Annotated in this window: 13 protein-coding genes; 1 reads left to right on the plus strand and 12 read right to left on the minus strand. The window is 76.2% G+C overall.

What is annotated here, in order from left to right; genetic code table 11:
- Nucleotides 1-5: 5 nt before the first annotated feature.
- The 4 genes from ACTJK8_RS19520 to ACTJK8_RS19535 are packed head-to-tail and all read right to left on the minus strand — an operon-like array spanning nt 6 to nt 3,713.
- Nucleotides 6-1,322: a cobyrinate a,c-diamide synthase gene (locus ACTJK8_RS19520; protein ID WP_012320071.1), complete on the minus strand. Its 1,317-nt coding sequence runs from the start codon at nt 1,320-1,322 to the stop codon at nt 6-8.
- A complete protein-coding gene (cobM, locus tag ACTJK8_RS19525; protein WP_012320070.1) occupies nt 1,319-2,095 on the minus strand; it encodes a precorrin-4 C(11)-methyltransferase in 777 nt (258 codons plus the stop codon). The genes ACTJK8_RS19520 and cobM overlap by 4 nt, the downstream gene beginning before the upstream one ends.
- On the minus strand, nt 2,092-2,514 hold the full coding sequence (locus ACTJK8_RS19530; protein ID WP_041372350.1) for a cobalamin biosynthesis protein: 423 nt from the start codon (nt 2,512-2,514) through the stop codon (nt 2,092-2,094). The genes cobM and ACTJK8_RS19530 overlap by 4 nt, the downstream gene beginning before the upstream one ends.
- The gene (locus tag ACTJK8_RS19535) at nt 2,493-3,713 is read right to left on the minus strand and encodes a bifunctional cobalt-precorrin-7 (C(5))-methyltransferase/cobalt-precorrin-6B (C(15))-methyltransferase (RefSeq protein ID WP_012320068.1); all 1,221 of its coding nucleotides are present in this window, start codon (nt 3,711-3,713) and stop codon (nt 2,493-2,495) included. Before ACTJK8_RS19535 ends, ACTJK8_RS19530 begins: the two co-directional genes overlap by 22 nt.
- Here ACTJK8_RS19535 and ACTJK8_RS19540 point away from each other — a divergent pair.
- On the plus strand, nt 3,712-4,524 hold the full coding sequence (locus tag ACTJK8_RS19540; RefSeq protein ID WP_024829514.1) for a cobalt-precorrin-6A reductase: 813 nt from the start codon (nt 3,712-3,714) through the stop codon (nt 4,522-4,524). The genes ACTJK8_RS19535 and ACTJK8_RS19540 overlap by 2 nt on opposite strands.
- Here ACTJK8_RS19540 and cobJ read toward each other — a convergent pair.
- The 8 genes from cobJ to ACTJK8_RS19580 are packed head-to-tail and all read right to left on the minus strand — an operon-like array spanning nt 4,491 to nt 13,616.
- Nucleotides 4,491-5,252: a precorrin-3B C(17)-methyltransferase gene (cobJ, locus tag ACTJK8_RS19545; RefSeq protein WP_063111285.1), complete on the minus strand. Its 762-nt coding sequence runs from the start codon at nt 5,250-5,252 to the stop codon at nt 4,491-4,493. The genes ACTJK8_RS19540 and cobJ overlap by 34 nt on opposite strands.
- A complete protein-coding gene (locus ACTJK8_RS19550) occupies nt 5,249-6,028 on the minus strand; it encodes a precorrin-2 C(20)-methyltransferase (RefSeq protein WP_012320065.1) in 780 nt (259 codons plus the stop codon). Before ACTJK8_RS19550 ends, cobJ begins: the two co-directional genes overlap by 4 nt.
- Nucleotides 6,028-6,720: a precorrin-8X methylmutase gene (locus ACTJK8_RS19555; protein ID WP_012320064.1), complete on the minus strand. Its 693-nt coding sequence runs from the start codon at nt 6,718-6,720 to the stop codon at nt 6,028-6,030. The genes ACTJK8_RS19550 and ACTJK8_RS19555 overlap by 1 nt, the downstream gene beginning before the upstream one ends.
- Nucleotides 6,717-8,066 carry a precorrin-3B synthase gene (gene cobG / locus ACTJK8_RS19560; protein ID WP_440762388.1) on the minus strand — a complete coding sequence of 450 codons (1,350 nt, stop codon included), beginning with the start codon at nt 8,064-8,066 and terminating at the stop codon, nt 6,717-6,719. The genes ACTJK8_RS19555 and cobG overlap by 4 nt, the downstream gene beginning before the upstream one ends.
- Nucleotides 8,063-11,392 carry a cobaltochelatase subunit CobN gene (gene cobN / locus ACTJK8_RS19565; protein WP_440762389.1) on the minus strand — a complete coding sequence of 1,110 codons (3,330 nt, stop codon included), beginning with the start codon at nt 11,390-11,392 and terminating at the stop codon, nt 8,063-8,065. The genes cobG and cobN overlap by 4 nt, the downstream gene beginning before the upstream one ends.
- Before the next feature lie 46 nt (nt 11,393-11,438).
- Nucleotides 11,439-12,473, minus strand: a complete 1,035-nt coding sequence (gene cobW / locus ACTJK8_RS19570) for a cobalamin biosynthesis protein CobW (protein WP_012320061.1) — start codon at nt 12,471-12,473, stop codon at nt 11,439-11,441.
- Complete coding sequence (locus ACTJK8_RS19575) at nt 12,470-12,871, minus strand: DUF1636 domain-containing protein (protein WP_029357782.1); 402 nt, start codon at nt 12,869-12,871, stop codon at nt 12,470-12,472. Before ACTJK8_RS19575 ends, cobW begins: the two co-directional genes overlap by 4 nt.
- Complete coding sequence (locus ACTJK8_RS19580) at nt 12,864-13,616, minus strand: CbtA family protein (protein WP_440762390.1); 753 nt, start codon at nt 13,614-13,616, stop codon at nt 12,864-12,866. Before ACTJK8_RS19580 ends, ACTJK8_RS19575 begins: the two co-directional genes overlap by 8 nt.
- Between the last annotated feature and the right edge of the window lie 15 nt (nt 13,617-13,631).

The following is a 13,631-nucleotide window of genomic DNA, read 5'->3' on the forward strand; positions in this document are numbered from 1 at the left end:
CGGCGTCACGGGGGATCGGTCGCGATCAGGTGGAAGAAGCTGCCGGTGACGGGTCCGACCCGGTGCCCGGCCAGTCCCAGATCGACACCTTCGGCATCCGTCACGCGGGCGAGCGCCGCTGCCTCCGGCGCGATCGGCGAGAGTTCGCTGGCATAGTGGAACTCGTGTCCGACGAGGCGCGTGCCCGCGCCGCCGAGCACGCCGGACCCGCACAGCCGCGCGACGCGGTAGCCGAGATGCAGCTTGCGCCGGTGATACGAGGTCGCGACCGGCAGCAGGCCCGCCATGGGATGGGTGGCGCCGTCGGCATCCTGGAGCGTCTGCCCGAGGACCATGTAGCCACCGCACTCGCCGTGGATGGGCCGGGTCCGCGCGAAGCGGCGCAGCCCGTCCAGGAAGCGGGTCGCGCCGGCGATCGGGCCCGCGTGCAGTTCCGGATAGCCGCCCGGCAGCCAGCAGACGTCGCACTCCTCGGGCGGTCCCTCGTCGGCCAAGGGCGAGAACGGCACGAGCTCGGCGCCGGCCATCCGCCAGCCGGTCTCGAGATGCGGGTAGAGGAAGCTGAACGCCGCGTCCCGGGCGACCGCCACGCGCTGCCCGGGCGGCCGGGGCAGCTGGCCGCCGGAGGCCGGCACGGCGCCGCCCGCGCAGGCCGTGACGGCGTCGAGGTCGATGCCAGCCTCGGCGAGGTCGGCGAGCCGGTCCAGACGGGCGGCGAGATCCGCGGTCTCGCCGGCCTGCACGAGCCCCAGGTGGCGTTCGGGCAGGACCAGCTGCGCGTCGCGCATCAGCGCGCCGAGCACCGGCAGCCCGGCACGCTCCATGCCGGCCTCCACGAGGCGCCGGTGCCGGGCGCTCGCCACCTTGTTGAGGATCACGCCGGCGATCCGGATGCGGGGATCGTAGAGGGAGCAGCCGAGCGCCACGGCGGCGGCCGACTGGGCCGCACCCGACACGTCCACCACGAGCAGCACCGGCCAGCCGTAGCGCGCGGCGATATCGGCGTTCGCCCCGGTGCGGTTCTCGGCCGCCCGGACACCGTCGAACAGGCCCATCGACCCCTCGGCGACCACCAGATCGGCCGCCGCCGTCGCGCCCGCCAGGGCGTCGAGGAGGGGTGGCGCCATCGCGAAGCTGTCGAGGTTGAAGCTCGGATGGCCGGTCGCGGCCTGGTGAAAGGCCGGATCGATGTAGTCGGGACCGCACTTCGCGCCGCGCACCCGCAGGCCGCGCCGGGTGAGGGCGCGCATCAGCGCGAGGGTGACGGTCGTCTTGCCGGAACTGGAGCGCGGCGCCGCGACGAGGAGGCCCGGGGCGCTCACGAGCGGCTCCCCACCGTGCCGCCGGGCCGGTAGCGCCGGTCGTAGTCGGGCGCGTAGAGCGCGCTCTCGCGGAAATCCGCGGCGCCGAGCGCCGGTCCGACCAGGATCAGGGCTGTGCGCTCCAGGCCGGCCGCCGCGACCAGCCCGGGCAGCCCGGCGAGATCGCCGACGAGCGCCCGCTCGTCCGGCCAGGATGCCCGGAACACCGCCGCCGCCGGGCAGGACGGGCCGTAGAAGGGGATCAACTCGGCGGCGACCGCCTCGACCACGTGGATCGACAGGTGGATCGCCAGGGTCGCGCCGGTGGCCGCGTAGGCCGCGAGGGTCTCCCGCTCGGGCATGGCGCTCGCCCGACCGGAGGTGCGGGTCAGGACCACGCTCTGCGCCACGCCCGGGACGGTCAGTTCCCGGCGCAGCAGCGCGGCCGCGGCCGCGAAGGCGGGGACGCCGGGCGTCACCGTGTAGGGAATGGCGAGCGCGTCGAGCCGGCGCATCTGCTCGGCCAGGGCGCTCCAGATCGACAGGTCGCCGGAATGCAGGCGCGCCACGTCCTGGCCGGCCGCGTGCGCCGTCCGGATCTCCGCCACGATGGCGTCGAGGTCGAGGGGGGCCGTGTCGACGATCCGGGCGCCGGGGGGGCACCAGCTCAGGATCTCGGGGGCGACGAGCGACCCGGCGTAGAGGCAGACCGGGCAGGCCGCGATGCGGTCGCGCCCGCGCACCGTGATCAGGTCGGCCGCGCCGGGGCCGGCGCCGATGAAATGGACGGTCATGGTTCCCGTGTCGTGTCGTATCGGACGGCCAGGGCGCAAGTGGCGCCGCGGCTCGCGATTCGGGGCAGGGCGAGCCGGCTCCTGTCCCCCGCCCCGGCGAGGGCCGCCGCCTCGGCGAGCGAGCCGACGCCGCGCAGGTGCTCGATCCGCGCCGAGCGGGTGACGATCTCGGCGTCGCGCGCCTCCAGCGCGGCGGCGGGGACGGGATGCGGTGCCAGGCCGAACCGGGCCGCCGCCCCGCGGATCGCCGGGTCCGAGGCCCGATCGGCCGCGGTGGCCACGGCCGCGAGGCTCGAGCGCGCGGCTCCGGCCAGGGCGAGGGCGCGCTCGATCAGTCCCGCGATTTCCTCAGCATCGGTTTCCCGGCGGAAGCCGATGCCGGCGACCAGGGCTCCGGTCACGGCTTGGTCCAGGCCCACTGGGTCACCGGCATGGCGGGGCGCCAGCCGTGCATTCCCCCGACCGGGCTCGCCCGCTCCACGCCGTAGCGGCGCAGCGTTCCGCCGTGCGCCGCGAAGGCGGCGAGCAGCGCGGCCTCGCCCTCGAGGGTCACGGCGTTGGCCACGCAGCGACCGCCGCTCCGCAGCGCCGCCAGCGCCGTCGGCAGGATTCCGGGCTCCGAGACCCCGCCGCCGATGAACACCGCGTCCGGCGCGGGCAGGCCGGCGAGCGCGCCGGGGGCCGTGCCGGTGACGACGGCGAGGTCCGGCGCGCCGAGCGCGGCGGCGTTGCGCCGGATCCGCTCGGCGCGGTCCGGTCTCCCCTCGATCGCCGTGGCGCGCAGGGTCGCGTGGCGCAGCATCCACTCGATCGCGATCGAGCCGGCGCCCGCACCGACATCCCAGAGATGCTGTCCCGGATGCGGGCGCAGGGCCGAGAGGGTCAGAGCCCGGATCTCGGCCTTGGTGAGCTGTCCGTCATTCTCGAACAGGTCGTCGTCGAGGCCCGGCGCGAGGGGCAGGGCGCGGCCGGCACCCGCCACCGCGAGCGCGACGGTGTTCAGCGGGTCGACGCCGGCGCCGTCGAACGCGTCGGCGCGGGCCGTGCGGACGCGCTCGCGCGGGCCGCCCATCGCCTCCAGCACCGTCAGCGTCGACGCGCCGAAGCCGCGGTCGCGCAGCAGGGCGGCGAGCGCGCCGGGCGTCGTGCCGTCCCACGACAGGACGAGCAGCCGCGCCCCCGGCTGGATATGCGGGACGATCCGTGTCAGCGCCCGACCGTGAAGCGTGACCAGCGCGCACTCGGCGAGCGGCCAGCCGAGCCGGGCGCAGGCGAGGCTGAAGGCGGACGGCTGCGGGAAGGCGCGGATCTCGTCCGCCGGCACCAGCCGGGCGATCTCGGCGCCGATGCCGTAATGGAACGGGTCGCCCGTGGCGAGGATGCAGGTCGGCCGGCCGCGCCGCGCGACGATCTCCGGATAGGCCTCGTGGATCGGGCTCGGCCAGGGCCGCGCCTCCGCGTCGAGCGGCCCCGCGAGGGCGAGGTGGCGCCGGCCGCCATAGACCACTCGAGCGGCGCCGAGCGCGGCGGCGGCGGACGGCGTCAGCCCGGCCCGCCCGTCCTCGCCGATCCCGACGATCGACAGCCACGGGACGCTCGACAGGCGATCAGCGCTCATGGACAAGACGCCCATGAACACGCCGCCCTCCACCGCCGGCACGCTGCGGGTCCTGATCCTCGGCGGGACCGGCGAGGCGAGCGCCCTGGTCCGGTCGCTCGCCGGCCGGGCGGATCGCGCCGTGACGCTCTCGCTGGCAGGCCGGACCGCGGCGCCGAAGCCCGAGCCGGTGCCGACCCGGATCGGCGGGTTCGGCGGCGCCGAGGGTCTCGCCCGCTACCTGCGGACCGAGGCGATCAGCCGCCTGATCGACGCGACCCACCCGTTCGCCGCGCAGATGTCGATCAACGCCGCGCGCGCGGCGGCCCTGACGGGGGTGCCGCTCCTCGCGATCCGCCGGCCCGCCTGGAGCCGCGAGCGCGGCGACGACTGGATCGAGGTCGACGGGATGGCGGAGGCGGTCGCCGCCCTCGGCGCGGAACCCCGGCGCGTGTTCCTGACGATCGGTCGGCAGGAGGCCGGGGCCTTCGCGGCGGCGCCCCAGCACAGCTATCTGGCCCGGACGGTCGAGCCGCTGGCCGGGATCCTGCCGGTGCCGCATCTCACCGCCCTGGAGGCGCGCGGGCCCTTCGACGCCGCGTCCGAGGCGGCCCTGATGCGGGCGAACCGGATCGAGATCGTGGTCAGCAAGAACGCCGGCGGCGCGGCGACCTACGGCAAGATCGCGGCGGCGCGCAGCCTCGGCCTCCCGGTCGTGATGGTGCGCCGGCCGGCCAAGCCCGACGTGCCCCGCGTCGCGGACGAAGCGGGCGCGCGCCGCTGGCTGGACGCAAGCGATCACGCCGGTCCCTCGACCTTGCGGGCGGTGTAGACGAACGGCGCCCGGCCGGCGCGCGGGATCAGCCGCGTCGTCGAGGCGCCCAGGATCACCATCGTGGCCATGTCGGCCGCCACCGCGGGCGCCTCCGCGAGGGTCGCGACCCGGATCGCCTCGTCCGGCCGGCTGACGGCGCGGGCGAACATGACGGGCGTGTCGGGCGCCCGGATCCCGGCCGCGATCTCCAGCGCCGCCCCGAGCTGCCAGGGCCGGGCGGTGGAGATCGGGTTGTAGAGCGCGACCACGAAATCCGCGCGCAGCACCGCCTCCAGCCGCGCGGTCACCACCGGCCAGGGCTTCAGGTTGTCCGAGAGCGAGAGCGCGCAGAAATCCCCGCCGAGCGGCGCGCCGAGCCGGGCCGCGGCGGCGAGCATCGCGGTGATGCCGGGCTCCACCGTGATGGCGAGGTCGCGCCAGCCGGGCTCGCCGTACTCGACCGCCTCGAACACCGCCGCCGCCATGGCGAAGACGCCGGGATCGCCGCCGGAAACGACCGCGACCCGGCGCCCGGACGCTGCGAGCTGCAGCGCGTGGCGCGCCCGGTCGATCTCCACCCGGTTGTCGCTGGCGTGCCGGACGAGGCCGGGCCGCTCGGGCACGCGGGCCACGTAGGGGAAGTAGCCGACGACGTCCTCCGCCGCGTCCAGCGCCCGGCGGGCCGACTCGGTCAGCAGGGCCGCGTCGCCCGGCCCGAGGCCGACGACGGTCAGGCTCCCGCTCACGGCCGGCGGCCCTCTCCGGGCAGGAGCACCATCGAGAAGTAGGGCGCGTCGTCGTCGGCCTTGTCGGCCAGCATCACGACGCGCTCGCCCGCCATCGTGCCGCGTTCCACGTAGACCGCGCGCGCGAGCAGCCCGGCGGCCGACAGGGCGGCCCGCACCTTCGGAAGGTGGCGCCCGAGCTTCATCACCACGGCCGCGTCCGTGCCGCGCAGGCGCTCGGTCAGCGCGTCGAGCGACAGGGTCGCCGGCAGGACGGTGAGGACGTCGTCGCCCCAGGTGATCGGCGTGCCGGCCCGGGTCCAGCAGCCCGACATGCCGGTGACGCCCGGAACGACCTCCACGGGGAAGCGGTCCTTCAGGCGCCGCCACAGGTGCATGAACGAGCCGTAGAAGAAGGGGTCGCCCTCCGACAGGATCGCGACGTCCCGCCCGGCACCCAGGTGATCGGCGAGCTGCCCGGCCGCGTCGTCGTAGAAGCCGGCCAGCGCCGCCACGTAGTCCGGGTGCTCGGGGTGGATCTCGGTCGTGTAGGGATAGGCGAGGGCCATCTCGCGGGCGGGATCGCGCAGGATCGCGTCCGCGATCGTGCGGGCGTTGCCGCGCCGGCCGCGCTTGCAGAAATGCACCAGCACCGGCGCGCGCATCAGGATGCGCTGCGCCTTCACGGTCAGCAGCTCCGGATCGCCCGGGCCCATCCCGACGCCGTAGAGCGTGCCCGTCACGGCGGCCGCGGGGATTTCCTCGGTCGGGCCGTCGAGGCGTTCGAAACCGTCCATCACTCGACCTCGCTGGCGAGCGCGTTGACCGCCGCGGCCGTCATGGCGCTGCCGCCGCGCCGCCCGTGCACGACCACGAACGGCACGCGGCCGTCCCGCGCCAGGGCCTCCTTCGACTCCGCCGCGCCGACGAAGCCCACCGGGATGCCGATCACCGCGGCGGGCGGCGCCACGCCGGCATCGAGCAGTTCCAGGAGGCGGAACAGGGCGGTCGGGGCGTTGCCCACCGCCACGACGCTGCCCGGGAGATGCTCCCGCCACAGCTCCATGGCGGCCGCGGAGCGGGTCGTGCCGAGGCTCTTGGCGAGATCGGGCACGCGCGGGTCACCGAGCGTGCAGATCACCCTGTTGTCGGCGGGCAGGCGAGCCCGGGTGACGCCGTCGGCGACCATGCGGACGTCGCACAGGATCGGCGCGCCGGCCTTCAGAGCCGCGACCCCGGCCTCGGCGAAATCGGGCGCCATCTCCACGTCGGTCGGCAGGTCGGTCATGCCGCAGGCGTGGATCATGCGCACGACGACGCGCTCGGCGGCGCCCGACCAGCGCCCGAGATCCGCCTCGGCGCGGATCATCGCGAAGGAGCGCGCGTAGATCGCGCCGCCGTCGCGGATGTAGTCGTAGCGGGACGGGGACTCGTGGGCCGCGGCCGGCTCCGATCCTGTCTGGCGCAGGGCGTTCTGGCTCGCGCTCATGCCGGTCTCCTGGTCCTCCCGCATGCCGAAGGGGTGATCTCCGGCGCGAAGGCGGCGGAAAGCCCGTCGATCTCGGCTCTTCCTAGCCGCTCCAGCACGGCCTCGATAGGGAGATCCATCGCCGGCTCATCGCCGGGCGCCCCCCCGATCACCACGCCGTAGCGCCCGTCCCGGCCGACGAGGGTCAGGTCGGCCGGGCCCGGTCGCGCGCAGCCCTTGGCGCAGCCCGAGACGTGCGCGGCGCGGCCCGCGCCCGCCAGCGGGCCGAACGCCGCCGCGAGGCGCGCCGCATCCGTCAGCGTGGGGGTCGATCCGGAGGCGCAGCCCGGAGCCCCCGTGCAGGCCGCGATCGCGCGCCGCGGATCGTCCGGGACGACGATGAACTCCGCCGCGAGCGCCGCCGTCGCGGCCGCCGCCGCGTCGAAGGCGGTGGCCGGCACCAGCAGCACGAAGCCGCGCGTGGGGGAGAGGCGGATCGCGTCCGTGCCGACCGCCGTCGCCGTGGCCGCGACCCGGTCGAGGGCATCGGCGGTGCAGCGCCCGAACGGCGCGTCGATGGCGACGCCCCGGAGATCCGATCCGCGCGCCGGACGTGCCGGCTCCCGTTCCGGTGCGAAGCCGCGGCGCGTGTAAGCCGGTCCGATCGGGGGCGCCGGCCTGCCCGAGCGAAGAGCCTCGGTCAGCGCGGCCAGCTCGTCGTCCGCCAGGTCGCGCATCCGGCGCCGGCCCGTCCCCGCGAAGGCGCCGAGCAGGGCCGCCACGTGGCCGGGCGCCGCGTCCTCCCTGCAGGTCAGGAGCGTCAGCGAGGTCTCACCGCGGGCGACCGCGATCGCGACGACGCCCGGCCCCTCGGCGACGGCGCAGAGATCCGCCTCGGGCACCGCCCGGCCGGGGCGGCCCTCGACGACGACGAGGGTCTTGGCCGGAAGTCCGGGTGTCGCGAGCCCGGCAGCCTCGATGGCGGCGGCCAGGGCCGGCACGTCGATCGTCTCGTCCGGATCGTGACCCGCCAGCGGGCTCGTGAGCGTCAGGCGCTGGGGGCCGCCGTCGGCGCGCGCGTCGCCGAGGCCCCGGGCCGCGAGCCAGGCGGCGAGCGGAACGCGCGTCGCCTCGGAGACGCCGCGGATCTGAAGATTGGCCCGCGCGGTGAGATCCAGGTGCCCGTTCCCGAAGCGCCGCGCCCCGTCCGCCACCGCGCGGGCCTGATCCAGGGTCAGGATTCCGAGCGGCGGGTGCACGCGCGCGAGCAGGCCGTCGCCCGTCGGCATGGGCTTGGCCAGGCCCGGGCACCAGCCCCGGCGGGCGGGCGCCTCGGGCGGGACGCGCCGATGCGGGGCGGCGCTCACTCGGCGGCCTCGCGCATCAGGGCGTCGGCCGGGAGGGCGTTGCGCCGGCTGTGCCAGAGGCCGCGATCCCGCGCCTCGTCGAACCGTTCGAGGATCGCCCGGGCCGCGGCGGGATTGGCGGCGCGCAGGTGCTCGAACACCTCGGCATCGGCGACCCAGGCCGCGTAGAGCGCCTCGAAGCCGGGATCCGTCACCGCGTCGCTCGCGGCGGCCAGGACGAAGACCGCGTCGAGCCCCTGGGCGAGCTCCTGCGCCCCCCTGTAGCCGTGGCGCAGCTGGGCCGCGATCCAGCGGGGATCCGCGAGGCGCCCGCGAATCAGGCGGGCGGCGTCCTCCCGGGCCGTCCGCGCCTTCGGCCGTTCCGGCACCGACACGTCGAGGCTGTAGAGCGCGGGACTCGCACCCTCCAGGGCCGCGGCCGCCGCGAAACCGCCCATCGCGTCTACGGCGGCGTCGCCGTCGAACAGGTCGCGCTCGGCCACGTCGAAGGCGTGAAGATAGGCGTCGGCCGCCGCGACGCGGGCGGCGAAATCGGCGTCCGGACCGTCGCGGTCGCCGTAGGTGTGACCGCTGGCGGCCAGATAGGCGCGGCCGAGGTCGGCGCGGCCCTCCCAGGCGCCGTCGAGGGCGGTGGCGGCGGTGCCGGCGCCGTAGCGGCCCGGCGCAGCCCCGTAGACGCGCGCGGCGCCGTCGCCCCGCCGCCGCGCCGCCGCCAGGGGATTCTCGTCGTCGGCCTCGTCCCGCTCAGCCACGGCGCGGGCGGCGCGGTCGAGGAGCGCCAGCGTGTCGGGGAAGGTGTCGCGGAACGCGCCGGAAACCCGGACGGTGACGTCGATCCGCGGCCGGTCCAGCATCGCGAGGGGCAGGATCTCGAAGCCGGTGACGCGGGTGCTGGCGTGGTCCCAGACCGGCCGCACGCCCATCAGGGCGAGGGCGTGGGCCACGTCCTCGCCGCCGGTGCGCAGGGTCGGCGAGGCCCAGAGATCCATGACGATCCGGGCCGGATAGGCGCCCTCGTCCTGAAGGTAGCGGGTCACCACGGCGACGGCGGCCTTCTCGCCGAGGAGCGCGGCGGCGCGGCTCGGGATGGCCCGCGGGTCGAGGGTCGCGAGGTTGCGCCCGGTCGGGAGCACGTCGGCCCGCCCGCGGGACGGCGAGCCGGAGGGGCCCGGACGGACGAACCGCCCGTCGAGGGCGGCGAGCAGGCCGGCGCGCTCGGAGTCCGCGCTCGCCGCGACGGGCTCCGCAGCCCCGTGCGGCGCGCGGGCGAAGACGTGCAGGCCGTCGCGGAACACGGTCTCGCCGAGATCGCAGAGATGCGCGTCGAGCCGCGTCAGCGCCTCGTCCATCGGCGTGTCCGCGCCGATCCCGGCACCGTCCAGCAGACCGGCCGCCCCGGCCTCCTCCAGGATGGCCCGGGCGATGAGGTGGGCGCGGCGGGGGTCGAGCACGCTGGCCGCCGAATACTCCTCCACCAGCTCGCGGAGCCGGGCCGCCTCGGGTGTCAGCGCGTGGACGGCGGTGTCGGGCGTCAGGTGCCCGAGCGCGACCCCGCCGAGACGGCGCTTGAGCGGCGCGGCCTCGCCCGGGTCGTCGACGATGAACGGGTAGATCACCGGCAGCCCGCCCACGCAGAGCGCCGGGAAGCAGTCGGGCGACAGGGCCACGGCCTTGCCCGGCAGCCACTCCGCGGTGCCGTGCGTGCCGAGCTGCACCAGGGCGTCGAAACCCTGCCGCAGGCCGAGATGGAACGCCAGGTAGGCGTGGGTCGGTGCCCGCTCGAGGTCGTGGTAGCCGGTCTTGCGATCGGGATCGCGGCCGCGGTCGGGCTGGAGGAGGACCGCGAGGTTGCCGTCCCGGACGATCCGGAAGCGGAAGGCGCCGTCGACGCAGGCCGGGTCCGCCTCGGCCTCGCCCCAGCTGGCGGTGACCGCGGCGCGGACGTCCCCGGGGAGCGAGCGCCACCACGCCGCGTAGGCCGCGAGCGGCACCCGGAACTGGTCCGCGCCCTCCGTGAGCGCCGCCATCAGCGGTCCCGCCTCCGGCAGCGCGCCCGCCGCGTAGCCGGCGGCCGCGAGGTCGGCGCTGATCGCGCGGGCGCTCGCGGGCGTGTCGAGCCCGACCGCGAACCCGGCCCGGCCGCCGCGGGCGGGATAGTCGGACAGGACCAGGGCGACGCGCCGCGCCGCGCGCGGCAGGGCGGCCAGCCGCAGCCATCCCGCGGCCCGGTCGGCGAGCGCGGCGATGCCGGCCTCGTAGGGCACGGCGCGGCGCTCGGCGAAGCCGGCGATCTCGGCGCTCTCCTCCTTGAACGAGATCGGGAAGCCCGAGAGCCGGCCGTCGAATTCCGGCAGCGCGACCTGCATGGCGAGATCGGCCGCGCCCAGGCCGCGGGCGGAGGCCGCCCAGGCCGCGCGCGGCGAGCCCACCGTGAAGGCCTGGAGGACCGGGCAGTCGGCGCCGTCGAGGACGAAGTCGGTCTCGTCCTCGCGGGCCGAGAAGGCGGTGGCGGCGATCACGAGGTCGGGCCGGCGCGCGCGCACGGCCGCGGCGACCGCGGCGGCGGCCTGCGGTTCCTTCAGGCTGGACACCGCCATCGGCAGCACGCCGATCCCGCGGGCCCGCAGGGCGGCGGCGAGGGCGGCGAACGGGCCGGTATCGCCGCCGAGCACGGCGGAGCGGTAGATCAGGAGGAGCGCGACGGGCTCGGCGGCGATCCGCGCACCGGCGAGCGGGACCGCGGTCCCGGCCGCGGCGAGGGCCGTCTCGAGGGGCAGGACCCCGCAGCCGGGGCACCACGGAAAGCCGCGCGGGAGCGGCTGCGGCGGCTCGACCCGGCCGTCGCCGCCGAGGCGGATCGACAGGCTCCGCAGCATCCGCCGCAGGTTGTCGGGCCCGCCGGCGCGGAAATAGGCGTCGAGCTGCCCGGCGAGGTCGGGATCGGTGGAGAACGCCGCGAGGCGCGGATCCGGCCGGTCGTCGCCCGGCAGGACCGCCAGCACGACGCCGTGCGCCCGCGCGGCCTCGGCGCAGCGCTCGATCCCGTAGCGCCAGTAGTCGAGCCCGCCCAGGCAGCGGATCACCACGACCTTGGCGCGCGCCACGACCCGCTCGACGTAGAGGTCGACCGAGAGCGGATGCCGCAGCTTGGCGAGCTTCGCGAGCCGAAGGCTCGGCAGACCGGGCTCCGCGGCGTGGGCCTGCCCGACCGAAGCGAGGTCGCTGTCGGTGAACGACAGCACCACGAGGTCGCCGGGCTCCTGCCCGAGATCCACGGCCGCCTCGCCCTCGTCGAGGGACACGGCATCGATGCGCACGAGATGCACCGCGGCGGCCCCTAGAGCGAGTCCGGGCGGGCGTGCGCGACCGGCCTCATCCCGCGAGGGCCGCCGCGACGGCGTCCTTGTCGAAGCCCTTCAGGCCGATCACCACCAGCGTCCCGTCGCGGGCTTCCCCGGCCCGCCAGGGGCGGTCGAAATGATGGGTGACGCGCCGGCCGACACCCTGCACCACGAGGCGCATGGGCTTGCCCTCGACCTCGGCGAAGCCCTTGATGCGCAGGACGCCGGCGGCCTCGGCCGCCGCCTCGACCCGGGCCGCGAGATCCCCCGCGGTCACCGCCGGGCGGACCGGCAGCGCCACGGTCTCGAAATCGTCGTGATCGTGGTCCTCGCCCTCGCCGTGATGCGAGGGGCGGGCGTCGAGATCGTCCTCGGCGGCCGCGCCGAGGCCGAGCAGCACCCGCGGGTCGATGGCGCCGTTCTCGGTCTCGACGACCTTCACGGCGCGGGGCAGGTGCCCCTCGACCTCGGCGCGGACCCGCGCCCGGGTCGCGGCGTCGATCAGGTCGGCCTTGTTGACCACCACGAGGTCGGCGCAGAGGAGCTGGTCCTCGAAAACCTCCTCCAGGGGATTGTCGTGGTCGACCGACTGGTCGGCGGCCCGCTGGGCCGCCAGGGCCTCCGGATCCTCCGCGAAGGCGCCCGAGGCCACCGCCGGGCCGTCGACCACGGCGACCACGCCGTCGACGGTCACCCGCGAGCGGATCGCCGGCCACTGGAACGCCTGGACGAGCGGCTTCGGCAGCGCGAGACCCGAGGTCTCGATCAGGATGTGCTCCGGCGGCTCGGCGCGGCCGAGCAGGGTCTCCAGCGCGGGAACGAAATCGTCCGCGACCGTGCAGCAGATGCAGCCGTTCGGCAGCTCGACGATGGCGTCCTCGGTGCAGCCCTCGACGCCGCAGGCCGCCAGGAACGACTTGTCGAAGCCGATGTCGCCGAACTCGTTCACCAGGATGGCGAGGCGGCGCCCCTTGGCGTTCTCGACCACGTGGCGGACGAGGGTCGTCTTGCCGGCCCCGAGGAAGCCGGTGACGATGGTGCAGGGGATCTTGTTCACGAGGGTCATTCCGCGGCCTCCAGGGTGCCGGCGGGGACCGGGCGGGGTTCTGGGAAAGGGGGGATGCGGGCGATCACGCCCTTGCGGAACGCCTCCGGACGCTCGCGCCAGGGCACGATGCCGTCCGGGGTCGCCGCGTAGGCCGCGAGCCCGCCGAGGATGATCTCGGCCGAGGCGGCCGGATCCATGTCGCCGTAGACGTAGGTCCAGCGGTCGGCCGCGGCGACCGCCACGGTGCAGGGCCGCTTGCAGACCGACAGGCACTCCACCGCCTCGACCCGCAGGTCCGGCGTGCCGCCGCTCCGCGCCCGGAGCGCCTCCAGCAGGCGGGCCCCGGCGCGGGGGCCGTCCGGGTCGTCGTCCGAGCGGCGGCAGGTGGTGCAGACGTAGAGAATGGTCTCAGGCACGGGCCGCTCCCCGATCCGCGCCGCGGGCGAAGGCCTGCCACGCCCAGCCGAGTCCCAGCCCGATCAGGATCCAGAACACGAAGCTGATGGCCAGCGACCGCGCGGCGAACTGCGCGGCCAGCGCGGCCGGAAGCTCCGACGCGGCCTCCGGCGCCTGCGGGGCGCCGACCGCGTGCGGGGCGATGATCAGGACGAGCCCCCCGAGGATGGTGATCAGCGCGCGGCGGATCGTGATCAGGTAGAGCCCCATCCCGGTCGCCGCGGCGGTCATCACCCACCACGCCTGGCGCGTCGCGAGCGGGGCCGCCGCGCTGCCGGGCAGTTCCGGCGGCAGGCCGAGGCCCGGCGCGAGGGCGACGCTGGCGAAGCCCGCCACCGCGAAGGCGAGCCCGACCTGTGGCGTGGGTTCGCGGCCGCAGGCGAGCATCACCGCGCCGAGCAGCAGCGCGTAGCCGACGCCGCCGACGAGGGTCGCGAGCCCGGTGAAGGCCATCCGCGGCAGGCCGGGGCCGGGCTGCCATTCCGGCGCGGCGTCGGGCGCGGCGTGGTCGTGCCCGGCATGGGCCAGCACGATCGGGAGCGCCCTGATCGGGAGCGTCTCGGCGGCATGACGCGGCGCCTCCTGCTGCTCGTAGCGCTCGGCCGCGACGATCAGCGGCGAGGTCAGCGTGAGTTCGAGGCCCGTCACGACGGCAGCCGCGAAGAAGCCGGCGGCGAGGGCCGCCGACAGGAGCCGGATGATCATCCCTGTTCCGGGGAC

The sequence above is a fragment of the Methylobacterium sp. 22177 genome (genome assembly GCF_052045615.1).
Classification (GTDB): Bacteria; Pseudomonadota; Alphaproteobacteria; order Rhizobiales; family Beijerinckiaceae; genus Methylobacterium; species Methylobacterium radiotolerans.